Source organism: Flavonifractor sp. An10 (genome assembly GCF_002161215.1).
GTDB lineage: Bacteria > Bacillota > Clostridia > Oscillospirales > Oscillospiraceae > Flavonifractor > Flavonifractor avistercoris.
Window position 1 is genome coordinate 108,248 of record NZ_NFMB01000002.1, and the last position, 24,615, is coordinate 132,862.

Annotated in this window: 29 protein-coding genes, 1 pseudogene and 1 other annotated feature; of the genes and pseudogenes, 19 read left to right on the plus strand and 11 right to left on the minus strand. The window is 61.1% G+C overall.

Features of this window, described 5'->3' with window-relative positions; genetic code table 11:
* Nucleotides 1-89 precede the first annotated feature (89 nt).
* A complete protein-coding gene (locus tag B5E42_RS03265; RefSeq protein WP_242967026.1) occupies nt 90-434 on the plus strand; it encodes a helix-turn-helix transcriptional regulator in 345 nt (114 codons plus the stop codon).
* A gap of 274 nt (nt 435-708) precedes the next feature.
* Here B5E42_RS03265 and ilvC read toward each other — a convergent pair whose 3' ends face one another.
* From ilvC to ilvB, 4 genes are all read right to left on the minus strand, one after another.
* Nucleotides 709-1,728, minus strand: a complete 1,020-nt coding sequence (ilvC, locus tag B5E42_RS03270) for a ketol-acid reductoisomerase (protein WP_087236745.1) — start codon at nt 1,726-1,728, stop codon at nt 709-711.
* 125 nt (nt 1,729-1,853) lie between these two features.
* Nucleotides 1,854-2,306, minus strand: a complete 453-nt coding sequence (locus tag B5E42_RS03275; RefSeq protein WP_087236746.1) for a GNAT family N-acetyltransferase — start codon at nt 2,304-2,306, stop codon at nt 1,854-1,856.
* 616 nt (nt 2,307-2,922) lie between these two features.
* Entirely contained in the window at nt 2,923-3,480 is a 558-nt protein-coding gene (gene ilvN, locus B5E42_RS03280; RefSeq protein ID WP_087236747.1) for an acetolactate synthase small subunit, read from the minus strand.
* Between the two features lie 16 nt (nt 3,481-3,496).
* On the minus strand, nt 3,497-5,206 hold the full coding sequence (gene ilvB / locus B5E42_RS03285) for a biosynthetic-type acetolactate synthase large subunit (RefSeq protein ID WP_087236748.1): 1,710 nt from the start codon (nt 5,204-5,206) through the stop codon (nt 3,497-3,499).
* A gap of 57 nt (nt 5,207-5,263) precedes the next feature.
* Nucleotides 5,264-5,486, minus strand: a binding site (T-box leader).
* Here ilvB and B5E42_RS18635 point away from each other — a divergent pair.
* The 7 genes from B5E42_RS18635 to B5E42_RS03315 all read left to right on the plus strand — a co-directional run bounded on the left by B5E42_RS18635 (nt 5,464) and on the right by B5E42_RS03315 (nt 11,118).
* Nucleotides 5,464-5,643: a hypothetical protein gene (locus B5E42_RS18635; protein ID WP_141242432.1), complete on the plus strand. Its 180-nt coding sequence runs from the start codon at nt 5,464-5,466 to the stop codon at nt 5,641-5,643. Its footprint overlaps the feature before it by 23 nt.
* Before the next feature lie 213 nt (nt 5,644-5,856).
* Nucleotides 5,857-7,203 (plus strand): electron transport complex subunit RsxC, encoded by a 1,347-nt coding sequence (rsxC, locus tag B5E42_RS03290; protein WP_087236749.1) that lies wholly within the window; start codon nt 5,857-5,859, stop codon nt 7,201-7,203.
* Nucleotides 7,200-8,309 (plus strand): RnfABCDGE type electron transport complex subunit D, encoded by a 1,110-nt coding sequence (locus B5E42_RS03295; protein WP_087236750.1) that lies wholly within the window; start codon nt 7,200-7,202, stop codon nt 8,307-8,309. The genes rsxC and B5E42_RS03295 overlap by 4 nt, the downstream gene beginning before the upstream one ends.
* A 2-nt stretch (nt 8,310-8,311) precedes the next feature.
* On the plus strand, nt 8,312-8,860 hold the full coding sequence (locus B5E42_RS03300) for an RnfABCDGE type electron transport complex subunit G (RefSeq protein ID WP_087236751.1): 549 nt from the start codon (nt 8,312-8,314) through the stop codon (nt 8,858-8,860).
* 12 nt (nt 8,861-8,872) lie between these two features.
* Entirely contained in the window at nt 8,873-9,553 is a 681-nt protein-coding gene (gene rsxE / locus B5E42_RS03305; protein WP_087236752.1) for an electron transport complex subunit RsxE, read from the plus strand.
* Nucleotides 9,553-10,170: an electron transport complex protein RnfA gene (locus B5E42_RS03310; RefSeq protein WP_087236753.1), complete on the plus strand. Its 618-nt coding sequence runs from the start codon at nt 9,553-9,555 to the stop codon at nt 10,168-10,170. The genes rsxE and B5E42_RS03310 overlap by 1 nt, the downstream gene beginning before the upstream one ends.
* Before the next feature lie 15 nt (nt 10,171-10,185).
* Entirely contained in the window at nt 10,186-11,118 is a 933-nt protein-coding gene (locus B5E42_RS03315; protein WP_087236754.1) for an RnfABCDGE type electron transport complex subunit B, read from the plus strand.
* Between the two features lie 63 nt (nt 11,119-11,181).
* Here the strand turns inward: B5E42_RS03315 and B5E42_RS03320 are convergent, their stop codons facing one another.
* The 3 genes from B5E42_RS03320 to B5E42_RS03330 all read right to left on the minus strand — a co-directional run bounded on the left by B5E42_RS03320 (nt 11,182) and on the right by B5E42_RS03330 (nt 12,847).
* On the minus strand, nt 11,182-11,355 hold the full coding sequence (locus B5E42_RS03320) for a DUF1540 domain-containing protein (protein ID WP_087236755.1): 174 nt from the start codon (nt 11,353-11,355) through the stop codon (nt 11,182-11,184).
* Nucleotides 11,356-11,460: 105 nt separating this feature from the next.
* Nucleotides 11,461-12,318 carry a hypothetical protein gene (locus B5E42_RS03325; protein ID WP_087236756.1) on the minus strand — a complete coding sequence of 286 codons (858 nt, stop codon included), beginning with the start codon at nt 12,316-12,318 and terminating at the stop codon, nt 11,461-11,463.
* A 1-nt stretch (nt 12,319) separates the two neighbouring features.
* Entirely contained in the window at nt 12,320-12,847 is a 528-nt protein-coding gene (locus tag B5E42_RS03330) for a gamma carbonic anhydrase family protein (RefSeq protein WP_087236757.1), read from the minus strand.
* 113 nt (nt 12,848-12,960) lie between these two features.
* On the opposite strand from B5E42_RS03330, the gene B5E42_RS03335 reads away from it, so the two are divergent.
* Nucleotides 12,961-13,173, plus strand: a complete 213-nt coding sequence (locus B5E42_RS03335; RefSeq protein ID WP_087236758.1) for a hypothetical protein — start codon at nt 12,961-12,963, stop codon at nt 13,171-13,173.
* Between the two features lie 8 nt (nt 13,174-13,181).
* Here B5E42_RS03335 and B5E42_RS03340 read toward each other — a convergent pair whose 3' ends face one another.
* Entirely contained in the window at nt 13,182-13,724 is a 543-nt protein-coding gene (locus tag B5E42_RS03340; RefSeq protein WP_087236759.1) for a putative ABC transporter permease, read from the minus strand.
* Nucleotides 13,725-13,919: 195 nt separating this feature from the next.
* Between B5E42_RS03340 and pyrB the strand changes: the two genes are divergently transcribed.
* From pyrB to B5E42_RS03360, 4 genes are all read left to right on the plus strand, one after another.
* Complete coding sequence (gene pyrB, locus B5E42_RS03345) at nt 13,920-14,978, plus strand: aspartate carbamoyltransferase (protein WP_087236760.1); 1,059 nt, start codon at nt 13,920-13,922, stop codon at nt 14,976-14,978.
* A gap of 111 nt (nt 14,979-15,089) precedes the next feature.
* Nucleotides 15,090-15,338 (plus strand): sigma factor, encoded by a 249-nt coding sequence (locus B5E42_RS03350; RefSeq protein WP_087236761.1) that lies wholly within the window; start codon nt 15,090-15,092, stop codon nt 15,336-15,338.
* Nucleotides 15,339-15,526: 188 nt separating this feature from the next.
* Nucleotides 15,527-15,808 carry a hypothetical protein gene (locus B5E42_RS03355; protein ID WP_087236762.1) on the plus strand — a complete coding sequence of 94 codons (282 nt, stop codon included), beginning with the start codon at nt 15,527-15,529 and terminating at the stop codon, nt 15,806-15,808.
* Nucleotides 15,801-16,391 carry a hypothetical protein gene (locus B5E42_RS03360; protein WP_087236763.1) on the plus strand — a complete coding sequence of 197 codons (591 nt, stop codon included), beginning with the start codon at nt 15,801-15,803 and terminating at the stop codon, nt 16,389-16,391. The genes B5E42_RS03355 and B5E42_RS03360 overlap by 8 nt, the downstream gene beginning before the upstream one ends.
* A gap of 68 nt (nt 16,392-16,459) precedes the next feature.
* On the opposite strand, the gene B5E42_RS03365 is transcribed toward B5E42_RS03360, so the two are convergent.
* Nucleotides 16,460-16,969 (minus strand): hypothetical protein, encoded by a 510-nt coding sequence (locus tag B5E42_RS03365; protein ID WP_087236764.1) that lies wholly within the window; start codon nt 16,967-16,969, stop codon nt 16,460-16,462.
* A gap of 480 nt (nt 16,970-17,449) precedes the next feature.
* On the opposite strand from B5E42_RS03365, the gene guaA reads away from it, so the two are divergent.
* Nucleotides 17,450-18,991, plus strand: coding sequence for a glutamine-hydrolyzing GMP synthase (guaA, locus tag B5E42_RS03370; RefSeq protein ID WP_087236765.1), 1,542 nt, complete (start codon nt 17,450-17,452; stop codon nt 18,989-18,991).
* Nucleotides 18,992-19,168: 177 nt separating this feature from the next.
* Here the strand turns inward: guaA and B5E42_RS03375 are convergent, their stop codons facing one another.
* Nucleotides 19,169-19,726 carry a helix-turn-helix transcriptional regulator gene (locus B5E42_RS03375; protein WP_004010378.1) on the minus strand — a complete coding sequence of 186 codons (558 nt, stop codon included), beginning with the start codon at nt 19,724-19,726 and terminating at the stop codon, nt 19,169-19,171.
* Between the two features lie 166 nt (nt 19,727-19,892).
* On the opposite strand from B5E42_RS03375, the gene B5E42_RS03380 reads away from it, so the two are divergent.
* Together B5E42_RS03380 and B5E42_RS03385 are read left to right on the plus strand one after the other, a co-directional pair.
* The gene (locus B5E42_RS03380) at nt 19,893-20,081 is read left to right on the plus strand and encodes a hypothetical protein (RefSeq protein ID WP_004010379.1); all 189 of its coding nucleotides are present in this window, start codon (nt 19,893-19,895) and stop codon (nt 20,079-20,081) included.
* 13 nt (nt 20,082-20,094) lie between these two features.
* Nucleotides 20,095-20,328: an Arm DNA-binding domain-containing protein gene (locus tag B5E42_RS03385; protein ID WP_087236766.1), complete on the plus strand. Its 234-nt coding sequence runs from the start codon at nt 20,095-20,097 to the stop codon at nt 20,326-20,328.
* 68 nt (nt 20,329-20,396) lie between these two features.
* Here the strand turns inward: B5E42_RS03385 and B5E42_RS03390 are convergent, their stop codons facing one another.
* A complete protein-coding gene (locus B5E42_RS03390; RefSeq protein ID WP_087235867.1) occupies nt 20,397-21,635 on the minus strand; it encodes an IS110 family transposase in 1,239 nt (412 codons plus the stop codon).
* Between the two features lie 267 nt (nt 21,636-21,902).
* Here B5E42_RS03390 and B5E42_RS03395 point away from each other — a divergent pair.
* The 3 genes and pseudogenes from B5E42_RS03395 to B5E42_RS03405 form a co-directional block, all read left to right on the plus strand.
* Nucleotides 21,903-22,790, plus strand: a pseudogene (locus B5E42_RS03395) (site-specific integrase); the annotation flags it as partial.
* A 3-nt stretch (nt 22,791-22,793) separates the two neighbouring features.
* Nucleotides 22,794-23,114, plus strand: coding sequence for a hypothetical protein (locus B5E42_RS03400; RefSeq protein ID WP_004010381.1), 321 nt, complete (start codon nt 22,794-22,796; stop codon nt 23,112-23,114).
* Nucleotides 23,115-23,117: 3 nt separating this feature from the next.
* The gene (locus B5E42_RS03405; protein WP_031474225.1) at nt 23,118-24,272 is read left to right on the plus strand and encodes a helicase RepA family protein; all 1,155 of its coding nucleotides are present in this window, start codon (nt 23,118-23,120) and stop codon (nt 24,270-24,272) included.
* Nucleotides 24,273-24,615 lie beyond the last annotated feature (343 nt).

Here is a 24,615-nt window from a genome sequence, read left to right on the forward strand (position 1 = left end):
GGGAGATCCGGTATTCTGGAGCCATCCAGAAAGGAGTGTTTTCTATGTATCCGACAACTGAAACAACGGCAGGCTCCGGCGCGGCTGCAATGTTGATCCCCATGTTGATCGGCCTGGTGATCTGGCTGGCCATCCTGGGCGTGGTCATCTACCTGGTGGTGCTGCTCATTAAGGCCCTGCGCAAGTATCTGCGCTCCGGCCCCGTCCGGCAGGAGAAGGCAGAGATGGCCAGGAGTCTGGGGGAGACCCTCAGGTACCACCGCACCCGCTGCAAGATGACCCAGGAGTTTGTGGCGGAGGCCATCGGCGTCAGCCGTCAGGCGGTGAGCAAGTGGGAGAGCGGCGCCGCCGACCCCAGCACCTCCAATCTCCTGGCTCTGGCCAAGCTGTACGGCGTGTCGCCGGAGGAGCTTCTGAAAAGCGCGGAAGAGTAAAACAGGCAGGGCCCGTCCAAACGGACGGGCCCTGCCTGTTCAAATACCTGTAAAATTTCCGGTTCAGCGCGCCCGGGTTTTGCTCAGTTGGACGCGGTGTCCAGATCCTTGTCGCCGCCCCGCGTCGCCACAAGCTCCGCATTGTTCGCTTCCGCCCCTCGTCGGCGCAAAGTCCGCTCTGCTCGGGACGCCCTGGCGGACATCCCTCGCTGCGCTCCCTTGCGCCTCCTCTCCGGACGCGACCCGCTCCGCTGGGCTCGCGTCCGGGTTTTGCTCAGTTGGAGGCGGTGTCCAGATCCTTGTCGCCGCCCCAGATCATGTTCTTGCGCAGCTCCTCGCCCACGATCTCCATCTGGTGCTTCTTGAGCTGCTGGCGCTTGGAGTTGAAGAAGGTGCGGCCGTTCTTGTTCTCGGCGATCCACTTGCCGGCGAAGGTGCCGTCCTGGATGTCGGAGAGGACGGCGCGCATGCGGGCCTTGGTCTCCTCGTGGGGGATGACCCGGGGGCCGGAGACGTACTCGCCGAACTCGGCGGTGTCGGAGATGGAGTAGTTCATGGCCGCCACGCCGCCCTTGTTGATCAGGTCGATGATCAGCTTCATCTCGTGGATGCACTCGAAGTAGGCGTTCTCCGGCTCGTAACCGGCCTCCACCAGCACCTCGAAGCCGCAGCGCATCAGATCCACCACGCCGCCGCACAGCACGGTCTGCTCGCCGAACAGGTCGGTCTCGGTCTCGTCGTGGAAGGTGGTCTCCATCACGCCGGCCCGGGCGCCGCCGATGCCGGCGATGTAGGCCAGGGCGATCTTATAGGCGTTGCCGGTGGCGTTCTGCTCCACGGCCACCAGGCAGGGCACGCCCTTGCCGTTGACGTAGGTGGAGCGGACGGTGTGGCCGGGGCCCTTGGGGGCCGCCATGAACACGTCCACGCCGGCGGGGGGGACGATCTGCTGGTAGCGGATGTTGAAGCCGTGGGCGAAGGCCAGGGCCTTGCCCTCGGTCATGTAGGGGGCGATGTCCTTCTTGTAGACCTCGGCCTGCACCTCGTCGTTGATGAGCATCATGACGATGTCGCCCCACTGGGCGGCCTCGGGAATGGTCTTGACGGTCAGGCCGGCCTTCTCCGCCTCAGCCCAGTTCTTGGAGCCCTGGCGCAGGCCCACGCACACGTCGCAGCCGGAGTCCTTCAGGTTGAGAGCATGGGCGTGGCCCTGGGAGCCGTAGCCGATGATGGCGATCTTCTTGCCGTTGAGGTAGGAGAGCTCGCAGTCCTTCTCGTAGTACATCTTAGCCATGGTAATACACTCCTTTTTATCCAGTGGTGGCTGTTGATAGCTTATCATAGCACAGGCGGGAACGAAAGAATGATAACTGTGTTACAATCTCAAAAAAGATTTGGGTAGCATCCCCGGCGGGGAGCTCAATCGAGCACCCGTTCCAGCTCGATCTCATCCTCGTCCGCCCGGCCGGTGGCAGAGAAGTGCAGGGTCTGGTACAAGTGACAGGCAACGGAATTTTCCGGGCTGACGGTCAGCCGGACGATGCTGGAATCCCCAAAGGGCCTGGAGCGGATATAGGCGAGCGCCGCCTCCATGGCGGCCCGCCCGTAGCCCCTGCCCTGGTGCCGGGCGTCGATCATCAGATGCCAGATGAAATAGGCTTCTTCGTCATAGTCATAGATGACCATCAGATATCCGACCACTTCACCGGCGCGGCAGACCGCGAAGGGGGTGCACTGCCCGCGGTACACATACGCCTGGGCCAGGCTTCGGATGGGGTGGGATACAAACTTTTCCTGCTGGGCGTCCAATTCCAGGGAAAAGCAGGCGAGAAAATTGGATTCATCCACGTTCTGCAAGGTAATACAGTCCATACTTCCTCCTTTAATGCGGAGGGCTAACGGATGAAAACCCTCCTTCTGGCTGACAGGAACCTGTTTTCATACAGCTTCATATCTGCTCTCCCCCTTTCTCTGGGAAAAATATTTATATAATAAAAGGTTTCGCTGCGCGAAACACTTGTACGCCGCAGAGCGGCGGGCCGCCGTTGGCGGCCTGGTGGCCCTTACAGGAAATTCTTGCCCAAATTAAATTCCGTCTGCATATCCCAAACGCGCGGGGCGCGTTTGGGAGCCCTCCGGGCGGATTTCACATCCTCGGCGGAAATGAATTCCGCCTGCGGCAAGGTTTCGCTGTGCGAAACGCTTGGACGCCGCAAAACGGCGGCTCGCTGCGCTCGCAAGAGCAGACCGGCGAAAGTCACAGGAAATTCTTGCCCAGGTTGAACTCGGTCTGCTCTTTGGTCTCGTCACCGATGTTGTAGGCGCCGCGCTCCAGGGCCGTTTCCCAAACGCGCGGGGCGCGTTTGGGAGCCCTCCGGGCGGATTGGACATCCTCGGGGCAAGTGAATTGCCCCTGTGGCAAGGTTTCGCTGCGCGAAACGCTTGGACGCCGCAGAGCGGCGGGCCGCCGTTGGCGGCCTGGTGGCCCTTACAGGAAATTCTTGCCCAGGTTGAATTCCGTCTGCTCTTTGGTCTCATCGCCGATGGTGTAGGCGCCTCTTTCGAGGGCCACCATGCCGGTGCGCACCAGCTCCAGGATGCCGAAGGCCTCCAGCAGCTTCTGCATGGCGTCGGCCTTGGACTCGTCGCCGATGAGGGCCAGGGTGAGGGACTTGAGGGACACGTCGATGATGGAGGCCCGGAAGATGTTGGCGATCTGGATGACCTCGTTGCGGATGTCGGGGGTTTCGGCCCTGACCTTGAACATGACCAGCTCCCGGCGGATGGAGCGCTCCGGCTTGAGCTCCTGGACGGAGTAGACGGGGAACTGCTTGCGCAGCTGGTTCATGATCTGCTCGGTCATGGCCTCGTCGGCCATGACTTCGATGGTGATACGGGAGACGGCGGGGTCGTCGGTGGTGCCCACCGCCAGGGATTCGATGTTGTAGCCCTTCCGGGAGAACAGCCGGGAGACCTGGGACAGGACGCCGGCGGCGTTTTCCACCAGCACCGAGAGGGTGCGGCGGGTCACGGTTGCTTCACTCATTTCCACGCCCTCCTTATCAATCCAGAATGAAATCGGTGACCGGCGCGCCGGCGGAGACCATGGGGTGAACCATGGCGTCCTTGTCGATGGCGCACTCGATGACGTAGGGCCTGCCGGCGGCCACGGCCCGGCGGAAGGCCGCCTCAAACTCCGGCTGGGTGGCGGCCCGCTCCCCCTGGATGCCGTAGGCCTCCGCCAGCTTGACGAAGTCGGGGCCGCGATCCAGGTCGGTCTGGGAGAACCGCTTGTTGTAGATCAGGTTCTGCCACTGGCGCACCATGCCCAGGGTGCGGTTGTTGAAGATCACGGTGATCACCGGGATGTTGTAGTGCTCGGCGGTGCACAGCTCGTGGCAGTTCATGCGGAAGCAGCCGTCGCCGGTGCACTGCACCACCACCTTGCCCGGGTTGCCCACGGCGGCGCCCATGGCGGCCCCCAGGCCGAAGCCCATGGTGCCGAAGCCGCCGGAGGTGATGAACTGCCCCGGCCGGGAGAAGTGGTAGTACTGGGCGCACCACATCTGGTGCTGGCCCACGTCGGTGGCGATGATGGCGTCCCCGCCGGTGACGGCCTGGATGGTCTCCAGGATCTCGTGGGGGTGGAGGATGCCGTCCTTCTTCAGGGGCACCTCCGGGTGGGAGAACACCCACCCCTTCCACTCGGGGTAGTCGTGGACGGGCAGCTTTTCGTTGAGCAGTTCCAGCACCCGCCTGGCGTCGCCGATGATGTGATGGTCGGTCTTGACGTTCTTGTCGATCTCCGCCCGGTCGATGTCGATGTGGACAATTCTGGCGTTGGGGGCGAAGGTGGCCGGATCGGTGGCCACCCGGTCGGAGAAGCGGCAGCCCACGGCGATGAGCAGATCGCACTGGTCGCTGGCCAGGTTGGAGGCGTGGGAGCCGTGCATGCCGATCATGCCGGTAAACAGCGGGTGGTTGCCCGGGCAGGCGCCGCCGCCCATGATGGTGGAGGCCACCGGGGCGTTGAGCCGCTCGATGAACTTCCGGAACTCGGGCACCGCCCCCTTGGAGCGGATCACGCCGCCGCCCACCAGCACCAGGGGCTTTTTGGCCTCCTCGATCATGTCCAGCAGGGTCTGGATGTCGCCGGCGTCGGGCTCGGGGGCCTTGAGCTCGTGGCTGGCCCGGCGGAGCATGGCGGCCAGGCGGCCGTGGTTGGGGTGCTCGGCCAGGGGGAGGGGCTCATAGTCGGCCTCGGCGGCGGTGACGTTCTTGGCGATGTCCACCAGCACCGGGCCGGGCCGGCCGGTGCGGGCGATGGCGAAGGCTTCCCGCAGCACGTCGGCCAGCTGGCTGGGATCCTTCACCAGGTAGTTGCACTTGGTGATGGGCATGGTGATGCCGGTGATGTCCACCTCCTGGAAGGAGTCCTTGCCGATGAGGTTCTCACTGACGTTGCAGGTGATGAACACCACGGGGGAGGAGTCGTAGTAGGCGGTGGCGATGCCGGTGGTCAGGTTGGTGGCCCCGGGGCCGGAGGTGGCGAAGCACACCCCCACCTTTCCGGTGGCCCGGGCGTACCCGTCGGCGGCGTGGGAGGCCCCCTGCTCGTGGGCCGTCAGGATGTGGCGGATCTTCTCCTTATATCCGTGCAGCTCAAACTCGTCATATACATTCAGAATGGTGCCGCCGGGGTAGCCGAAGACCGTGTCTACCCCCTGCTCCAGCAGGCACTCCATCAAAATCTGAGCGGTTTTCATTCTCATGGGTCGTATACCTCCTTTGGCGGAACTCTCATATCAAAAACACATGGCGGCTTCGTCCCATAGGACGAAGCCGCCATGACTCCGTGGTACCACCTAATTTCGCGGGCAGGCCCGCGCACTCGTTGCCCCGATAACGGAGGGGAAACCCGTCTCCGCCTAGCCCTCTGGTTCAGCGGAGCTGCTCTCGGGTGAGCGCCCGGACGGCCTCACGGGAGCTTACACCAGCCGCTCCCTCTCTGCGCTTGCGCGCCGTCCGTATGAATCCGGTCATCGCTTTTGGCGCCGCCGGATATGCCCGGCGGAGTTTAATTACTGATTATCTTACCGTTTCGGCCGGCGTTTGTCAATCTGCTCAGTTTGATTTTTTGAACTTCTCCCTTTTTCACAACGTTGGCGGAAGCGGAGCGATGGCGGCAATTCATCTTGACGAAAAATAAACTACACGGTGCAAATGCGCAGAAACAGGGCGAAACAGCGCGCTTTTCGGCTTTTGAGATAAAACTGCCCAGTTCAGCGCAAAAAATGAATAAAATTTGAACATTTTAACTGGACAATTCAGCGTCTTTGCGCTATGATAATTCTGTTTGAGATACCGGTCAAACAACTCAGAAAAATGGCCCGTGTGTGGGTCAGATTTGCGAGGTGGACCTATGAAGCAAAGCTTTTACGGCGGCGTGCATCCCCATGACCGGAAGGAGTTGGCACGCCACAAGGAGATTGTGCCTCTCAGCGCGGCTCCCAAAGAGGTCGTCATCGCCATGGCGATGCACGTCGGCGCGCCCTGCAAGCCCATCGTCTCTGTGGGCGACCAGGTGAAGGTGGGCCAGAAGATCGGCGAGATCGCCGGCCTGGGCGCCCCCATTCACGCGTCGGTGTCCGGCACGGTCAAGGCGGTGGAGCCCCGTCCCTACGTGGGCGGCGGCAAGTGCATGTCCGTGGTCATCGAGAATGATTTCCAGGACACCTGGGGCTCTGAGCTCACCCCCCATCCCGACTACACCAAGCTGACGACCAACGAGATCGTGGAGATCGTCAAGGAGGCCGGTATCACCGGTATGGGCGGCGCCGGCTTCCCCACCCACGTGAAGATCAGCTCCGGCCTGGGCAAGGTGGACACGCTGATCCTCAACGGTGCGGAGTGCGAGCCGTACATCACCGCCGACCACCGGCTGATGCTGGAGCAGGGCGAGAAGGTCATCGGCGGCGTGCGCATCCTGATGCAGGCCTTCGGCCTCAAGAGCGCCGTCATCGGCGTGGAGGCCAACAAGGAGGACGCCATCGAGCACCTGAAGGCCCTGGTGGGCGGCAAGAACGACGTGACGGTGGAGTCTCTGCGCACCCGGTACCCCCAGGGCGCTGAGAAGCAGCTGATCCAGCGCATCACCGGCCGCGAGGTGCCCCCCGGCGGGCTGCCCGCCCACGTGGGCTGCGCGGTGTTCAACGTGGGCACCGCCGCCGCCGTGTACGACGCCGTGGTGGAGGGCAAGCCCCTGACCCACCGCATCGTCACCGTCACCGGCGACGCCATCAAGGAGCCCAAGAACCTGCGGGTTCCCCTGGGCACCTCCTTCCAGCAGATCATCGACGAGGGCAAGGGCTTCAAGGAGACCCCCGACCGGGTGCTCACCGGCGGCCCCATGATGGGCATCGCCCAGTACACCCTTGACGTCACCTGCATCAAGGGCACCAACGCCGTGCTCTGCCTGACCAAGAAGGAAGCCGCCCCCGTGGTGGAGGAGGAGACCTGCCTGCGCTGCGCCCGCTGCGTCAACGTCTGTCCCATGCACCTGACCCCGGTGTACATGCACCTGTACGCCGAAAAGGGCATGTGGAAGGAGGCCGAGGCCCTCAACGTCATGGACTGCATCGAGTGCGGCTCCTGCAACTACATCTGCCCCGCCCGTATCCACTTGGTTCAGTCCTTCCGTGTGACCAAGGGTGAGCTGCGGGCTCTGGCGGCCAAGGAAAAAGCGGCGAAGGAGGCGGCCAAAGCATGAACGAGGAAAAGAACCTGAGACTCACGGTGGCTTCGTCCCCCCACGTGGCCTCTCCCATTGACACCCAGAACCTGATGCGGGACGTGCTCATCGCCCTGGTGCCCGCCATGGTCATGGGCGTGGTGTTCTTCGGCCCCCGGGCCCTGGTCGCCACCATCATCTCCGTGGTGGCCTGCGAGTTCTTTGAGTGGGCCTACCGCAAGCTCATGAAGAAATCCTGCGCCAACAAGGATCTGTCCGCCGCCGTCACCGGCGTGCTGCTGGCCTTCGTGTGCGCGCCCACCCTGCCCTACTGGATGCTGATCATCGGCGACTTCTTCGCCATCGTGGTGGTCAAGCAGCTCTTCGGCGGCCTGGGCCAGAACTTCCTCAACCCCGCCCTGGCGGGCCGCGCCTTCCTGATGCTGTGCTACCCCGTGGCCATGACCACCTGGATTGTGCCCGGCATCGGCGCGGACAAGTGGGCCAATGTGCTGGGCAACACCACCACCATGGCCGGCGCCGACATTGTTACCGGCGCCACTCCCCTGAGCACCGATCTGATGCACTCCGGCCTGCTGCCCACCCTGGAGAACTTCCAGGCCGGCCTGCTGCCCGAGTCCATCACCTCCCCCACCACCCTGCTGGACGTCTTCGTGGGCAACGTGGGCGGCTGTATCGGTGAGATTTCCGCCCTGGCCCTGCTGCTGGGCGGGGTGTACCTGATCGCCCGGGGCGTGATCCGCGCCCGCATCCCCGTGGCCTACATCGCCACCGTGGCGGTGCTCACCTTCATCTTCCCCAAGGGCGACGCTGACCGTCTGGCCTGGATGCTGTATCAGCTGTTCACCGGCGGCCTGTTCCTGGGCGCCTTCTTCATGGCCACCGACTATGTCACCAGCCCCGTCACCAAGAAGGGCGAGATCATCTACGGCATCGGCTGCGGCCTGCTGACCGTGTTCATCCGCTACTTCGGCGGCTACCCCGAGGGCGTGAGCTACTCCATCCTGATCATGAACTGCTGTGTGTGGCTCATCGACAAGGTGGGCAAGCCCAACCGCTACGGCGTGACCAAGGAAATGCGCGCCGCCGAGAAGGCGGCCAAGAAAGCCGGGAAGGAGGGTTAACCATGACTGAGACGAAAAAAGATCCCGGCACTGCCACTCTCGTGGTGGTACTGTTCCTCATCTGCCTGGTGACCTCTCTGCTGCTGGGCCTGACCAACGAGGTGACCGCCCCCTTTATCAAGGCGAATAACTGGAAGACCACCCAGGAGGCCATGAACGCTGTTCTGCCCGCCGACGAGTACACCGACGTGACCGCCGACTACGCCGGCGGCGACGCCACCGTGGAGGCCGTCTATCAGGCCGGCGACGCCGGCTATGTGGTGCAGGTCTCCCCGCCCACCTCCTTCAGCGGCAACCTGACCATCATGGTGGGTGTGGACTCCAGCTACGCCTGCACCGGCATTTCCGTCACCAGCACCGGTGAGACCTCCGGTCTGGGCTCCAATGCCAGCCGGCCCTCCTTCGCCGATCAGTTCATCGGCAAGACCGGCACCGTGGCCGTCACCAAGGACGGCGGCGACATCAACGCCATCACCGGCGCCACCATCACCTCCCGCGGCGTGTGCGAGGCGGTCAACTCCGCCATCGCCGTGGCCGAGAGCATGGGTTAAGGAGGTAAGAACGTGAATCCGAAAAAGCAATTGATGGACGGCCTGTTCTTCCAGAACCCGGTTACCGTCCAGCTGCTGGGCATGTGCTCCACCATGGCCATCACTACCACCCTGTTCAACGGCCTTGGCATGGGCGTGTCCGTGCTGATTATCCTGACCCTGTCCAACATCCTGATCGCCGCGCTGCGGAAGATCATCCCCAACAACATCCGTATCGCCTGCTTCATCGTGGTGATCGCCGGCTTCGTGACCATCGTGGATCTGATGCTTCAGGCCTTCATCCCGGCCCTGTCCAAGAGCCTGGGCCTGTTCATCCCCCTGATCGTGGTGAACTGTATCATCCTGGGCCGCGCCGAGGCCTTCTCCTATAAGAACACCATCGCCGCCTCCACCCTGGACGGTATCTTCCAGGGCCTGGGCTACACCATCATCCTGGTGATCATGTGCGTCATCCGTGAGTTCCTGGGCGCCGGCACCATCATGGGCGGCCTGCTGGAGATCGGCGAGAACGGCCAGCTGGTCTTCGGCCTGGGCACTGCCGCCGGCATCCGCATCCTGCCTGAGGCCTTCCCCGCCCTGGGCATGATCCTGCCAGTGGGCGGCTTCCTCACCCTGGCCTGCCTGATCGCCGCCATGCAGTACATCCTGAACAAGCCCAAGAAGGACAAAAAGACTGAGGAGGTGGCCAAGTAATGGGATTTGATCTTGCCAACCTGTTCAGCGTGGCCCTGGGCGCCATTCTGGTCAACAACTTCATTTTCTCCCAGTTCCTGGGCATCTGCCCCTTCATGGGCGTGTCCAAGAAGATCGACACCGCCGCCGGCATGGGCATCGCCGTGACCTTCGTCATGGGCCTGGCCTCCGCCATCTGCTGGCCCATCAACCAGTTCCTGCTGGTGAACCCCGCCATCTACGGCGAGGGCGGCCCCAATCTGGCCTTCATGCAGACCGTGGTCTTCATCCTGGTCATCGCCGCCCTGGTGCAGTTCATCGAGATGTTCCTGAAGAAGTCCATGCCCTCCCTGTATGAGGCCCTGGGCATCTACCTGCCCCTGATCACCACCAACTGCGCGGTGCTGGGCGTGGTGCTCCAGAACACCCAGAACGGCTACGACTTCATCACCAGCGTGGTGTACGGCATCACCGGCGGCCTGGGCTTCATGCTGGCCATCGTGATCTTCGCCAGCATCCGGGAGCGGCTGACCTTCTCCGAGTGCCCCAAGGCCTTCGAGGGCTTCCCCATCGCTCTGATGACCGCCGGCCTGGTGGCTCTGTCCTTCATGGGCTTCTCCGGCCTGAAGGTCTTTTAAGGAGGGCGGAAGAATATGAATTTTCAGATTGTTATCATCGCGGTGGTGATCCTGGCTGCCCTGGGCGCCCTGTTCGGACTGGTGCTGGGCTTCGCCGCCAAGGTCTTCGCCGTTGAGGTGGATCCCAAGGAAGAGGCCGTGCTGGGCTGCCTGCCCGGTGCCAACTGCGGCGGCTGCGGCTTCGCCGGCTGCTCCGGCTATGCCGCCGCCGTGGCCAAGGGCGCTGCCCCGGTCAACGCCTGCGCCGCCGGCGGCGAGGCGGTTGCCGCCCAGATCGCCGAGATCATGGGCGTGTCCGCCGGCGCCATGGTCAAGCAGCTGGCCCAGGTGCACTGCACCGGCTGCGGCCAGAACTACAAGCAGTATGAGTACGTGGGCCTCCACGACTGCGTGGCGGCCTCCAAGGTGCCCGGCGGCGGCGCGCTGTCCTGCGCCTACGGCTGCCTGGGCCTGGGCTCCTGTGAGAAGGCCTGCCCCTTCGACGCCATCCACGTCATCGACGGCGTGGCCAAGGTGGACGAGGAGAAGTGCAAGGCCTGCGGCAAGTGCGTGGACATCTGCCCCCGCCACATCATCGCCCTGGAGCCCTACAAGACCAAGCGCCACGTCACCATTCCCTGCTCCTCCCACGACAAGGGTGTGGACGCCCGGAAGGTGTGCGACAACGGCTGCATCGGCTGCTCCCTGTGCGCCAAGAGCTGCCCCAAGGAAGCCATCACCATGGTCAACAACCTGGCCGTCATCGACTACGAGAAGTGCATCGGCTGCGGCATCTGCGCCCAGAAGTGCCCCCGCAAGCTGATCACCGTGGACGGCAAGGTGCCCGAGGTGAAGCCTGCGGCCCCCAAGGCGGCCCCTGCCGCCGCCAAGCCCGCGGCCCCCGCCGCAGAGGCCCCCAAGGCCGAGCCCGCCGCCAAGGCGGAGGGCACCTCCGAGACCAAGGAGTAAAAACGGCATCAGAAAGCGCGCGTTCCGTTTGGAACGCGCGCTTTTTGCCGTCTGTACGGGGCCTTACTGCTTGGTGCCCAGCTGGAAGGACGCGCACTCGGTGTTGGCGCAGTTGGTCACGTTGGCGTCGCAGCAGCCCACCTTGATCTCGTTCAGGGTGCAGTAGTTCTGCTCGCCGCAGTGATAGGCGCAGCGGTTGACGGAGCAGCGGATGCTGTTGTTGGGGGTCTTGTTCATGGTTCGATTCCTCCTTGATTCCTGGCTCGCGCAAGGGAAGCACCGCCCTCCGCGGGGCGGAGGAGGTGCTTCCCTAGTATGCGCCGTCAGGGGCGGAATATACATCTACGGTTTGCCGGCGGTCTGGTCCTCCGGCTCCGTCTCATCCGGCCAGAGGGTGGGGATGAACCGGCGGGCGAACCAGCCCCGGCCCCGGTTTTTCACATAGAAATAGCCGATGAAGGAGAACACCACCGCGCCGATGAAGTTGACGAACAGATCCTTCATGGTGTCCAGAATGCCGATGTCCAGATAGCCGCCCAGGCCCAGGGCGTGCTGGGCGCCGTCGGCGGTGACCACAATCACGTCGGTGATGTCCTCGATGGACACCGGGGTGTTGCCGCCGCTGGGATCCAGCATCACCGAGCCGATGGAGTGGACGATGGTGTCCTTCTGCATGTCCAGCAGGAAGAGCTGATCCATCAGGCACTCGAAGAACTCCCACAGCACCCCGATGGTCATGGAGAAGCAGAAGGCCACCACAGCCAGATACACCGGCGACAGGGTGAAGGCCAGCTTCTCGTTGCGGTTGAGGATGTCCAGGAGGGAGAAGCCGATGGCGGCGCACAGGAAGCCGTTGAGGGTGTGCAGCATGGTGTCCCAGTAGGGGAACTGGACATAGTAGGCCTGGATCTCCCCCAGAATCTCCGCCGCGAAGATGAACAGGAGGATGATGACCTCCAGGGTGTCGGGGATCTCGATGCGGATGGTGCGTTCAATGAAGCTGGGCAGGGTGAAGAGGAACAGGGTGAGCACGCACAGGAACACGTTTTCGAAGTTCCCGTTGAAGAACTGGGCCACCAGCGCCACAAGTACCAGGGCGCGGAGGGTGATATACACCGCCGTCAGCCCCGGCTTTGCCTTGATCTGCTCCCGCAGGGTGGGGCGGCCCGGCAGAGGGGCGGGCTTTTTGTGCTTCCGCATGTCACAGGCCCTCCGCGTCACCGGCCAGGGGCAGCAGCTCCGCCGACAGGCGCAGGTATTTCCCCGCATCCTGGGCCAGCCCGGCCAGCTCATCAGGGCGCAGGGGCCGCTTGACCCTGGCGGGTGAGCCCACCACCAGGCTGCCCGGCGGGATTACCGCACCCTGGGTCACCAGGGCGCCGGCGGCCACCAGGCTGTCCGCCCCGATCACACAGCCGTTGAGAAGCACCGCCCCCATGCCGATGAGGGCTCCGTCCTCCACCGTGCAGCCGTGGAGGATGGCGCCGTGCCCCACCGTGACCCCGCGGCCCACGGTCATGGGGAAATCCTCGTCGCAGTGGAGCACGGCGTTGTCCTGGATGTTGGAGTCCCGTCCGACCCGGATGGGGGCCTCATCCCCCCGGAGCACCGCGCCATACCAGAGGCTGGCGCCGGCCTCCACGGACACCTCTCCCACCACAACAGCGGTCTCCGCCACCCGGGCGTCGGGATCCACCTGAGGATGGTGCTTGCCATACGACTGTGTCATCAGATCGTCTCCCTTCGTGTTTTTCAGATAAGAACCATTATACCGATCCACGCCCCGCCTGGCAAGTCAAATCTGGCGAGGCGACCGCATAGGATAGCGGGGAGGTGAATCCGATGGATCTGAAAAACAACAAGGTGACGGTGGGGGAGCTGATGGAGCATCCCGGCGCCCGGGCGGTGCTCCAGCGACGGTTCCCCATGCTGATGAAGCACCCCGTGATGGGGGCGGCCCGCACCATTACCCTGGAGCAGATCCTGGCCGTGGCCAGGGAGTACGTGCCCCAGAAGAAGCTGGACGAGGCCCTCAGCGACCTGCGCCGGGCCTGAGCCGGCGCTCAGGCGGCCCGGCGGCGTGGAAGGCCGGCGTACCACCGCAGCACGGCGGGGTCGCCGCTGCGCCGCAGCAGCCGGGCGGTGAGGAGGGTGTCCGCCCCCAGCAGCACTGCGGCGGGGGGCAGGGCCCAGAGGGGGATCCGGGCGGCCAGCCAGGCCGCCGCCGGGTGAATGAGGTAGAGCACCGCCAGGGCCAGGATGCCCCAGAACAGGGCGAACAGGGGGCACACCCGCCCGCCCAGGTTTCCCGGCAGGTGGGAGTAGTCCCAGAAGGACACCCGGAACACCTTTTCATAGAACAGGCTGGTCAGGTACTCCACCGCCGTGCACGCCGCGCCGGCGGCGGGGAGGAGGAGCAGGGGGCGCGCCTGCACAAAGGGGGGCAGGGCCAGGACGGCCAGGGCCCCCAGCCCGTACACCGGGCAGATGGGCAGGAGGAGCCGGCACTTCCGATCCCGCTTGGCGCCGCCCACCACCCGCACATAGACCACTTCCACCAGAAAGCCCAGAAAGCTGTAGATCAGAAAATACCAGAACCAAACCATGCAACCGCCCCGCTTCGTCCATTTTTCTCTAGCATGGACGGGACGGGGCGGGCTTATGAGATGCAGTTTTTAGCAGGGGCGGGCGGCGCACAAGGCGGGGCGCGAAAAAGGTTGGAAATTTGTCCATTCCGCTCTTGCCGTAGAGGGGGGAAATATGATACGATAGAAAAAATTCTAAAGGGGTAATGAAGGGTCATGCGGCATTTGATCGACTTTGGAGACCTGACGCGGGCGGAGTGGGATTCCCTGTACCAGCGGTGCAGCGAGATTATGGACCACCCCGCTGATTTTATGGACGCCTGCAGGGGGCGGGTGATGGCCAGCCTGTTCTACGAGCCGTCCACCCGCACCAACTTTTCCTTCCAGACCGCCATGCTGCGGGTGGGGGGCACGGTGTTCGGCTTTGCCGATCCCAAATCCACCTCCACCGCCAAGGGGGAGACCCTGAAGGACACCATCAAGATGGTATCCGGCTACGCCGATGTGGTGGTCATGCGCAACCCCAAGGAGGGGGCGGCCAAGGCGGCCTCCCTGTACTCCGATGTGCCGGTGATCAACGCCGGCGACGGCGGGCACATGCACCCCACCCAGACCACCGCAGATCTCACCACCATCACCCGCCTGCGGGGCAAGGTGGACGGGCTGTCCGTGGGCCTGTGCGGCGATCTGAAAAACGGCCGCACCGTCCACTCCCTCATCAAGGCCCTGGCCAAGTTTGAGGGCATCAAGTTCTTCCTCATCGCCCCCCGGGAGCTGGCGGTGCCCGAGTACATGCGGGCCTTCATGCGGGAGAACGACATGTGGTTCACCGAGGTCACCGGCCTGGAGGCGGTCATCCCCCAGCTGGACGTGCTCTACATGACCCGCATACAGCGGGAGCGGTTTGTGGATCCCCTGGAGTACGAGCGGAACCGTGGCATCTACATCCTCACCCGCCGCAAGCTTGACCGGGCCAAGAAGGATCTGCTGGTGATGCACCCCCTGCCGAGGGTGGACGAGATTGCCATCGACGTGGACGACGACCCCCGGGCGGTGTACTTCGACCAGGCCCGGTACGGCATGTTCGCCCGCATGGCCCTGCTCACCGACCTGGCCAACCAGGAGCGGTACAGGCCCGAGCCGGTGGCCATCGGCACCAAGCCAGTGTGCTCCAACCCCAACTGCATCACCCAGACCGAGCTCTACCTGCCCCCGCTGGTGAAGCAGAACGGCGGCGTGGACTGCTGCGCTTACTGCGACAAGGAGCTGCGGTAAATTCGCGGCCCTGCGGGCAAAAAATTTCTCATATTGTGCGACCAAAGGCCCTCTCTGCCGCTCTATATAGGCAGAAGGGCCTTTCATTTCATCGGGAGAGGAGGCGGGATCATGACGGACAGTGAGCTCATCGCCCTCTATCAGGCCCGGGATCCCCGGGCGGTGGAGGAGACCCGGGCCCAATACGGGGCCTGGTGCGCTGCCATTGCCCGCCGCCGGCTGACAGACAGCCGGGATGTGGAGGAGTGCCTCAATGACTGCGCCCTGGCGGTGTGGAATGCCATCCCGCCGGCGGAGCCGAAGCACTTCCGGGGCTGGCTTGGGGCCATCGTCCGCCACCGGGCCTTAGGGCTTGTTTGAAACATGTCAACATGCCCAATCGGCGGGCCTTTTGCCCCCTGGACGGCGCAATTTTTCCTTGAAATCCGTCAGGATTCCTGCGAAAAAATTGCTTGCCAGCGGCCCAAAATCCCTCGCCGCTGGACACATCGCCAATTTTCAAACAAGCCCTAGCCATCGGGAAGGCCAATGACCGCCGGCCGTCCACAGTGGAGGAGAGCGCCCTGGAGCTGGCCGCGTCTCTGCCGGCGGCGGACACGCCCCACGGACAGGCAGAGGCGGAGGAGCTGGGTCGGGCCATCTCCCGGTTTCTCCGGGCGCAGAAGGAGCCGGCACGGGTGGTGTTCCTCCGGCGGTACTGGTATGCCGACTCGGTGGAGCAGGCGGCGGCCCATATGGGCTGGAGCATCAGCAAGACCAAGACCGTCCTCTACCGTACCCGAAACCGGCTGCGGGACTTTTTGGAACAGGAGGGACTCTGGAATGGATAAAGAGATCCTGTTGGATGCGTTGAATGACCTGGATCCGGAGCTGGTGGAGGAGGGAGCCGCTCCGCGGAGGCGGCCCGGCCGGCGGGCCCTGATTCTGGCGGCGGCCCTGGCCGCAGCCGTGTGCATCATGGGGGCCACCGGGGTTCTGGAGCGGGCTCTGCTGATGACGGGGGTGGACATCGTCCGCACCCCCCATAGGGCCTGGGTGAGTTTTCGTTTCGCCGAAGCCCCTTACACCGTGGAGGGGGAGCGGGTATATTTCACCGCCGACGGCCAGCACACCGATATTACCGCTCAGATCGACGAAAACATCCCCTATATCTATGAGACGGAGCACGAAGGCCGCCCCACATGGCTCATGGTGGGGGGTGCGCCAGGGGCTCTGGGCTGGGCCGAGGTGTGGGCTGGCCGGGAGGCGGTGGAAGTGGCCTTTCAAGCCGGTGGTGGCAGCGGCGTGCTCAATCTGGACGCCCAGAGGCTCCGGGAGCGGATCTGGCGGGAACTGCTGGGGGATGTCTCCTGGCTGTCCGCCGGCCTGGACGCCATCCAGGGCGAGCTGGAGGCCCTGCTGCCGGAGCCGTGAGACCCTCTGCCGTTTTGACGAAGAGAGGCTTGCCTTTTTGATTGCGGCGCAGTGCAGCGGGCATATCGTCAAGGGACTGTCTCTGCCATATCCGGATATATCGGTTTGTTCAATACGGCTTTATATCCATTTGTCTGATCACCGGTGATGGTAATAAAATATGATTCACCAAAGTGTGCCTCCCATGAGACAGGCTCCATATATTTCGTGATGTCATCCGGATATACGTTTTCATAATTGGGAGCCACGTATTCGGTTATGATTCGGAACTGCATGGACAGCTCAAAAGGCTCAGAGGGGTTATTCAGTTCCTCCTGATTCCACACCACAATGTTATCAGAATCGCGGCTGATCAGCGATCCATCCGCATTTGATATGCCTCCACTGTATTCATGGCTGCCTGCACGATAATCAAAAACCAGCAGCCCGATATCCTCTTCCGCATCTAATCGTATATGCAGGGCGATTTCATCATCAGCAGGCGCATATTCGTTAGGAATCATCTGATTGTAGACGACGAGGCTCAGTCCCAGCACAATCACAACCGCAGCAATCATTCCAATTGTCTTTTTCTTCATTTTAGAAGCACTCCTATTGATCGAATCATTTTTGCCTTCATGGAAAGAACATTTCCATGATCGCAGCAGCAAGATCATCGGTGCTGCCCTGGCAAACAGCCGTTCAAATAAGTGAAAAGCCACTTCGGGAACGGCGGTTTCAGATTTACTATAACATCCACCCCAATGGGGACTATTCATATTCCTGTTTTTAGGGATGCCCCCTCTCTATCCCTCGCTGCCATGATTGTAGGCGGAATTGCCCGTTGCCGCAAGCAACGAATCTTAACATCATTGGGTTGGCGGTAATTAGGGGCTATTGGCTTCTGGAAGGTTATCTTCCTCTCCCGATTTCTTCCTTTAAGAAAGGGCCGCCTGACACGGATCGGGAGGGCATATTGTGTAGAAGTATTGCGCGCCGGGGGAAAGTATGATATTCTAAGATATCAATTGCTGCCTGCTTCAAGGGCGGCATACAATCCATAGAAAGAAGGTACCTGAATGTCCCATCAGACCGTGATTGTCCTGGACTTTGGCGGCCAGTACAACCAGCTAATCGCCCGCCGGGTGCGCGAGTGCGGCGTCTACTGCGAGGTCAAGCCCTACACCACCCCGCTGGAGCAGCTCCGCGCCATGGAGCCCATCGGCTTCATTTTCACCGGCGGCCCCAACTCCGTCTATGTGGCGGGCGCCCCCAAGGCCGACCCGGCCATTTTTGAGATGGGGGTGCCGGTGCTGGGCATCTGCTACGGCTGCCAGTTCATGGCCCACACCCTGGGCGGACAGGTCACCGAGGCCCAGGAGGACACCGCCCGGGAGTACGGCAAGACCGAGACCTACTACGACACCGGCTGCAAGCTGTTCAAGGGCCTGCCGGAGCAGGGCATCTCCTGGATGAGCCACGGGGACTACATGGCCAAGGTGCCCGAGGGCTTCGCCCTCACCGCCCACACCGACGCCTGCCCCAACGTGGCCATCGCCGACGAGAAGCGGGGCTTCTACGGCGTGCAGTACCACCCCGAGGTCAACCACACCCAGCACGGCATCGACATGATCCGCAACTTCCTCTATGAGGTCTGCGGCGCCACGGGCGACTGGACGATGGGGGACTACAAGGAGAGCTCCATCAGGGCCATCCGGGAGAAGGTGGGGGACGGCAAGGTGCTGCTGGCCCTGTCCGGCGGCGTGGACTCCTCCGTGGCGGCCGCCCTGCTGGCCGAGGCGGTGGGGAACCAGCTCACCTGCGTGTTCGTGGATCACGGCCTCATGCGCAAGAACGAGGGCGACGAGGTGGAGGCCGCCTTCGCCAAGTGGGATATTCACTTTGTCCGGGTGGACGCCGAGGCGCGTTTCCTGTCCAAGCTGGCCGGGATCACCGAGCCCGAGCGCAAGCGCAAGATCATCGGCGAGGAGTTCATCCGCGTCTTTGAGGAGGAGGCCAAGAAGATCGGCCGGGTGGACTACCTGGTGCAGGGCACCATCTATCCCGACGTGATCGAGTCCGGTGCCGGTGACGCCGCCGTGATCAAGAGCCACCACAACGTGGGCGGCCTGCCCGACTATGTGGATTTCAAGGAGATTATCGAGCCCCTGCGCCTGCTGTTCAAGGACGAGGTGCGGCAGCTGGGCCGGGAGCTGGGCCTGCCCGAGTACCTGGTCATGCGCCAGCCCTTCCCGGGCCCGGGCCTGGCCATCCGCGTGATCGGCGATCTGACCAAGGAGAAGCTGGACACCCTCCGGGACGCCGACGCCATCTACCGGGAGGAGATCGCCGCCGCCGGTGAGGACAGGAACATCAACCAGTACTTCGCCGTCCTCACCAACACCCGCTCCGTGGGCGTCATGGGCGACGGGCGCACCTACGACTACACCCTGGCCCTCCGCGCCGTCACCACCAGTGATTTTATGACCGCTGACTGGGCCCGCATCCCCTACGACGTGCTGGACAAGATCTCCACCCGCATCGTCAACGAGGTCAAGGGGATCAACCGCATCGTCTATGACATCACCTCCAAGCCCCCCGCCACGATCGAGTGGGAATGACGCTCGAAACGGCGAAAACCCGCATGAATACAGGCTTTTTTGCCCGTCCATACTGCTCTTGATACTGGATTGATACTATTTGTGTCCGCCCGGTATTCTCAAGAGAAAAATCCCAAAAGGACAAGCAAAACCGCCCTGCTGAACGACAAATTCAGCAGGGCGGTTTTTTTGCTTGTCTTATTTATTTTTCCGCCAAGGGATATAATATTCGCTTTCCAGGCCATCGTCGCAGGTATGGGGCCAGTTGAGTTTCCATTCAAAATACTCTTCCCTGGTGATCTCCCCGGCGTGTAACTCCTGCTGACGAAAAAGCCATTCCCGCATGAACTCGTCCACAAGGCCATACTGGAAGTACATACCCACGGGAGGGTGTGCGGGCCAGTCATCGCTATCATTGTACCGTACAGCGGTATCATCAGCGGCCCCTGCTCTGCCCGGATTGCGGACAAGTTGGAACAGGCGGATAGCGCCAGGGCTGTCCTCGTCCAGCCAGAAGAATGTCCGCATGAAGTCCTCGGCAGAGCCGGGGGCGATGGTGTAGAAGTTCTGGCGGTCTACCCGCAGCGCCTCGGCCATCTTGTCCAGCAGTTCCCGTTTCGGAACACGGTAATTCGTCTCATACTGGGCGATCCGGTTGTCCGCTCCCTTTTCCTCAAAGCCGATAGCAAGCCCCAATTCCTTTTGTGTCATGCCTCGAAAGGTGCGGATTTTCTTTATCTTGTCTCCGACTGTCATAATATCCCACCGCCTTTGCCAATAGTATAGCGCAAAAAAGCGAAAGATGCAAGATAATCTTTAACAAAAATGCGAAATAAATTCTTGACATTAACACTTATGTTAATGTATAATGAAGATGGTGACATTAACATATTTGCGAAACTAAAATAAGGAGGTGCTGACCATGGAAAAGGAGCTGTTTGTGAGAGCAGAGGAGGTCGCCAGGGAGCTGGGCATTTCCAAGCCCTACGCCTACAAGCTGGTGCGGGAGATGAACGAGGAGCTGAAGAAAAAAGGCTTTCTCACCATTCCCGGACGGGTAAGCAGGCGCTACTTCGAGGAAAAATTCTATGGGCTGCGGGACAGACAATAAGGAGGGAACCACAATGCCGGCATACAAAGACAAGGCAAAGGGCACATGGTATGCGTCCTTTTACTACGAGGACTGGACGGGCAAGAAAGTAAAGAAAATGAAACGGGGCTTTCCCACCAAGCGGGAGGCTCTGGAGTGGGAGCGGACATTCCTGCAACAACAGACCGCCGACCTGGAAATGACCTTTGCTACGAAAATAAGTAGCGAGGGCGTGAACCTTGACAAACAGGCTTTCAACGCCTCATGAAAAACCATCGCAGCACAAAAAGCGGCAGGCCAAAACCTGTCGCCGGCCGAAGTATGGTACAGTGGGAATCAGCCTGGTGCCACCACAAAGTACCCCAGCTTTTGCAGTTCGTTCACCATACGGCTGGCCCGTTTGCGCTCACTTTGTTTTCTGCGGATCTCAAAACAGTCTTCGTTGTATGGAGAACCTGTCTTCAACATCGTGTAAATCAGCGCCAGCAGTTTGCGAGCCAAAGCAATCGTTGCACGTTTAGCGCCCTTCCGCTGTTTTATCCTCCAGTACCAACCGGAGAGGTACAAGCTTCGTTTTCCGGAGATGACCCATCCCACCTCACAGAGCATACTCTTCAGATACGGATTACCTTTGTTAATGTGAGCACTCTTGCGTTTTCCGGCACTCTCGTTGTTACCGGGACTCAAACCGGCCCAGGAGCATATATGCTGGGAATCCGGAAAGGCACTCATATCGGTACCAATCTCCGCGATAATGGCTGCTGCCGCAGTTACATCAATACCCGGTATGGAGCACAGGAGGCTCAATGCCTCTTCGTGCTTTATGATCTCTTTCGTAATAGCGTCCTCCACAGTATGCCGGTGCTGTTCAAGTGCTTCCAAGTGCCCAAATATCATGCGAAGAAAGCCGCGCTGGTGCTCCGAGAGCGAACCGTTCAAGGCAATCAGTATTTCGTCGATACGTTTCCGGGTCTGTGTTTTCAGACACCGATCCAGAGCTTCCCGCGAAATATTTCCGTATTCCATGAGATGACGGATGATGTTTCGCCCGGAAGCGCCAAATGCGTCCGACAGAAACGCTGTGAAGCGGAAACCGGAGCTTTGCAGAAATTTATCGATGCGATTCTTTTGGGCGGTAATGTCGCGAACGATGCTCTTACGATACCGGGTCAGATGCCGCAGTTCCCGGAAGGTCTTATCTGGGATAAAACTTCCCTTTAGTAATCCGGCACGGAGCAATGTGGCGATCCATTGCGCGTCCCGCATATCCGTTTTGCGCCCAGGCACATTCTTCATGTGGCGGGCATTCACGACCAGAATGCTGATCTGCCCATCAAAACATGGCTCCAGCATTTCGTAAATAGGCTGCCAGTAGATCCCGGTGCTCTCCATAGCGACATAGCGGCACTCTGCTTCCAACACCCAATCCCGCAGTTTCCGCATTTCCGGGATAAGTGTGCTGAAGGAGCGAATCTCGATTTCCGGATCGGTGCCCAGTTCACCTTTGGCAAGACAGGCAACAATAACGTCACGATGAATATCCAGTCCCATGGCGCAGGTCAATATGTCTTGCATCAAATCCCTCCCTGAATTATGCAGGCTGGGAATTGCCCGGGTGGGTATCCGAACTTTGCTACTCGTGCTCTTCACTTATGTGACGCAACATACTGCTGTTCTCTTGGGCAACTCGTCCACGTTGAACAAACGGGGTGAAAATCCACCAAGGTGCAACCGGACTACGCCTGCTGTATTCAGTTTAGCAAATCCTTCGGTTAACGCACAGACTATATTTTCATTCTCAGCTGTGATGGCATTTCATGAGGCGTTGAAAACTTCGTGGCTGTCTATGTGGCGGACATGAAAGGCCGTATCAAGGAAAACACCTGGGGGACGAAAGAGCATATCCTCTACAAGAAGTTGGTGCCGTACTTCGGCAAGCGGAAGATGTGCGACATTCACTCCAAGGAGGTCATCGCCTGGCAGAATGAAATGCTGGGTTACCGGGACAAGAACGGCAAGCCCTACTCTCCGGTGTACTTAAAAACGCTGCACAATCAGTTGAGCGCCGTGTTCAACCATGCGGTACGGCACTACAATCTAAAGGTCAATCCCGCTGCCCAGGCGGGCAATATGGGAAAGCCAAAGGGACGGGAAATGCTGTTCTGGACAAAGGCGGAGTATCTGAAATTCGCCGAGGCCATGATGGACAAGCCCCTTTCCTATTACGCCTTTGAAATGCTCTACTGGTGCGGCGTCCGGGAGGGGGAGCTGCTGGCCCTCACTCCTGGCGACTTCGACTTTGAGAAACAGACCGTCACCATCTCCAAGTCCTACCAGCGGATTAAGGGCAAGGATGTGATTACCGACCCCAAGACCCCTAAGAGCAACCGGGTCATTCAAATGCCCGCTTTCCTCTGTGAAGAAATGCGAGACTATATCAAGAGCCTGTATGGGGTGAAGCCCACCGACCGCATTTTCACGGTGACAAAATCCTACCTCCACCGGGAGATGGACAGGGGTGCGAAAGAGGCCGGGGTAAAGCGGATCAGAATACACGACCTGAGGCACTCCCACATTTCGCTGCTCATTGACATGGGCTTTACGGCCCTGGCAATCGCTGACCGGGTGGGACATGAAAGCATTGATATTACCTACCGCTACGCCCACCTGTTCCCCACCCGGCAGGCGGAGATGGCGGACAAACTGGACATGGAGCGAAAGGGGGCCTAAATCATGTCAGTGAAAAATCTTGACCGACACAACCGCTGGAGAAACAAAACTGTGGCTTTCCGGGTGTCCCCGGATGAGGACAGGGAAATTGAAACCGCTGTGCGGCTCTCCGGCCTTACCAAACAGGACTACATCACCCGACGGCTGCTGTGCCGGGATGTGGTGGTACAGGGCAACCCCAGGGTGTATAAGGCCCTGCGGAACGAGCTGGCCGCCGTTCTGGAAGAACTGGAGCGTATCGAGGCCGGGAATGGCGTGGATGGGGAGTTGCTGGACACCATCCGGCTGATCGCCGCCATCATGGACGGCATGAGGGAGGATTGATAGATGGATAGATTGCAAGAGAAAACGACTGCCCCATATCCGCCTGTTGGCGCAGACGGGGGACAGTCGCTCTCACAAAAACCTAACCAAAGTATAGCAGAGGGCGTGACAGAACACAAGCCCCCGGAAAGAGATTTGGAGGAAATCCTGCGGCAGATAAGCCGGGTCAATGACCCGGCCTATCTGCCTACCGTGTCTATGAATGACCTCTACGAACAGGTGTACCCCGGCAGACCTCCTGTGGTAGACGGTCTGCTCTATGCGGGGACATATCTCTTTGTGGGCGCTCCCAAGGTGGGCAAGTCCTTTCTCATGGCCCAGCTTGCCTATCATGTGAGTATGGGCCTTTCCCTGTGGGGGTATGAGGTGCGCCAGGGGACAGTCCTCTATCTGGCCCTGGAGGACAACCACCGTCGCTTACAGGAGCGGTTGTACCGGATGTTTGGAGTAGAGAGTACCGGAAACCTGTTCTTTGCCATCGGAGCTAAGCAGCTCGGCGGTGGCCTGGAGGAGCAGCTAAAGGGCTTTGTCCGGGAACACACGGACACCCGGCTTATTATCATCGACACCCTGCAAAAAATCCGGGAGGCCGGGGCAGAGAAGTACAGCTATGCCAACGACTATGAGGTAATCACCAAACTGAAACGGTTTGCCGATATAAGCGGGGTTTGCCTCCTGGTTGTACATCACACCCGCAAGCAGCAGGCCGATGATAAGTTTGATATGATCTCCGGCACCAACGGCTTATTGGGTGCGGCAGACGGGGCCTTTCTGCTCCAAAAGGAGCGGCGGGCAGACAACGCCGCCACCCTGGACATTTCTGGGCGGGATCAGCAAGACCAGCGCCTCTACCTCAAGCGGGACGAGGAACGGCTTGTGTGGGAGCTGGAGCGGCGGGAAACGGAGCTGCGGCAGGAGCCGCCTGACCCGGTGTTGGAGGCTGTTGCCGCCCTGGTAACGGCGGAACGGCCAGAGTGGAGAGGGACGGCCACGGAACTTGTCGCCGCCCTGGGGCTGGATATGAAACCCAATGCCCTGGCTATGCGGCTGAATGTCCGGGCGTGGCGGCTGTCCTATGAGTACCACATCCACTATGAAAGCGCCCGAACCCATGCCGGGCGGAGTATCAAGCTCACGTTGGAGGAACCCCAGGCGTGACGACCGTGACAGCTGTGACAGCTTTTCGGAGTGCGGAGGCGGTGTGTAAAACATCGTCACGGTCGTCACGGCTGTCACGGGGAGCGGGGGCGAAAGTCAAGGGGGGCATACCTGCGGGTGGAGATTGCCGCAAGTCAATACAACCCGTACCCCTTGACTTTCGGCCCACGGAAAACACTTGCCGGGCGGTGGAAAGGCCCCTGGCCTTTCCACCCTGCCCAACGGCGAGTGACAAAGTTTAGGCGGGGTGCAGGGTGCCCTTTTCAAAGGGCGGCCCTGCTGGGGGAGGCAACCGCAGTTGCCGGGGGCAAAGCCCCCACACCACCCCGTAGGGCGCAAATGC

Excerpts from the sequence above, each read along its gene's own strand:
- B5E42_RS03265 (WP_242967026.1), top strand. The coding sequence starts at position 90 with ATGTTGATCCCCATGTTGATCGGCCTGGTGATCTGGCTGGCCATCCTG.
- B5E42_RS03320 (WP_087236755.1), bottom strand. The coding sequence starts at position 11,355 with ATGAACAAGACCCCCAACAACAGCATCCGCTGCTCCGTCAACCGCTGC.
- rsxC (WP_087236749.1), top strand. The coding sequence starts at position 5,857 with ATGAAGCAAAGCTTTTACGGCGGCGTGCATCCCCATGACCGGAAGGAG.
- B5E42_RS03275 (WP_087236746.1), bottom strand. The coding sequence starts at position 2,306 with ATGGACTGTATTACCTTGCAGAACGTGGATGAATCCAATTTTCTCGCC.
- ilvN (WP_087236747.1), bottom strand. The coding sequence starts at position 3,480 with ATGAGTGAAGCAACCGTGACCCGCCGCACCCTCTCGGTGCTGGTGGAA.
- B5E42_RS03295 (WP_087236750.1), top strand. The coding sequence starts at position 7,200 with ATGAACGAGGAAAAGAACCTGAGACTCACGGTGGCTTCGTCCCCCCAC.
- B5E42_RS03300 (WP_087236751.1), top strand. The coding sequence starts at position 8,312 with ATGACTGAGACGAAAAAAGATCCCGGCACTGCCACTCTCGTGGTGGTA.
- B5E42_RS03360 (WP_087236763.1), top strand. The coding sequence starts at position 15,801 with ATGGATAAAGAGATCCTGTTGGATGCGTTGAATGACCTGGATCCGGAG.
- B5E42_RS03330 (WP_087236757.1), bottom strand. The coding sequence starts at position 12,847 with ATGACACAGTCGTATGGCAAGCACCATCCTCAGGTGGATCCCGACGCC.
- B5E42_RS03335 (WP_087236758.1), top strand. The coding sequence starts at position 12,961 with ATGGATCTGAAAAACAACAAGGTGACGGTGGGGGAGCTGATGGAGCAT.
- B5E42_RS03405 (WP_031474225.1), top strand. The coding sequence starts at position 23,118 with ATGGATAGATTGCAAGAGAAAACGACTGCCCCATATCCGCCTGTTGGC.
- ilvB (WP_087236748.1), bottom strand. The coding sequence starts at position 5,206 with ATGAGAATGAAAACCGCTCAGATTTTGATGGAGTGCCTGCTGGAGCAG.
- B5E42_RS03385 (WP_087236766.1), top strand. The coding sequence starts at position 20,095 with ATGCCGGCATACAAAGACAAGGCAAAGGGCACATGGTATGCGTCCTTT.
- pyrB (WP_087236760.1), top strand. The coding sequence starts at position 13,920 with ATGCGGCATTTGATCGACTTTGGAGACCTGACGCGGGCGGAGTGGGAT.
- B5E42_RS03315 (WP_087236754.1), top strand. The coding sequence starts at position 10,186 with ATGAATTTTCAGATTGTTATCATCGCGGTGGTGATCCTGGCTGCCCTG.
- guaA (WP_087236765.1), top strand. The coding sequence starts at position 17,450 with ATGTCCCATCAGACCGTGATTGTCCTGGACTTTGGCGGCCAGTACAAC.
- B5E42_RS18635 (WP_141242432.1), top strand. The coding sequence starts at position 5,464 with ATGAATCCGGTCATCGCTTTTGGCGCCGCCGGATATGCCCGGCGGAGT.
- B5E42_RS03390 (WP_087235867.1), bottom strand. The coding sequence starts at position 21,635 with ATGCAAGACATATTGACCTGCGCCATGGGACTGGATATTCATCGTGAC.
- ilvC (WP_087236745.1), bottom strand. The coding sequence starts at position 1,728 with ATGGCTAAGATGTACTACGAGAAGGACTGCGAGCTCTCCTACCTCAAC.
- B5E42_RS03340 (WP_087236759.1), bottom strand. The coding sequence starts at position 13,724 with ATGGTTTGGTTCTGGTATTTTCTGATCTACAGCTTTCTGGGCTTTCTG.
- B5E42_RS03310 (WP_087236753.1), top strand. The coding sequence starts at position 9,553 with ATGGGATTTGATCTTGCCAACCTGTTCAGCGTGGCCCTGGGCGCCATT.
- B5E42_RS03375 (WP_004010378.1), bottom strand. The coding sequence starts at position 19,726 with ATGACAGTCGGAGACAAGATAAAGAAAATCCGCACCTTTCGAGGCATG.
- B5E42_RS03400 (WP_004010381.1), top strand. The coding sequence starts at position 22,794 with ATGTCAGTGAAAAATCTTGACCGACACAACCGCTGGAGAAACAAAACT.
- B5E42_RS03350 (WP_087236761.1), top strand. The coding sequence starts at position 15,090 with ATGACGGACAGTGAGCTCATCGCCCTCTATCAGGCCCGGGATCCCCGG.
- B5E42_RS03325 (WP_087236756.1), bottom strand. The coding sequence starts at position 12,318 with ATGCGGAAGCACAAAAAGCCCGCCCCTCTGCCGGGCCGCCCCACCCTG.
- B5E42_RS03380 (WP_004010379.1), top strand. The coding sequence starts at position 19,893 with ATGGAAAAGGAGCTGTTTGTGAGAGCAGAGGAGGTCGCCAGGGAGCTG.
- B5E42_RS03365 (WP_087236764.1), bottom strand. The coding sequence starts at position 16,969 with ATGAAGAAAAAGACAATTGGAATGATTGCTGCGGTTGTGATTGTGCTG.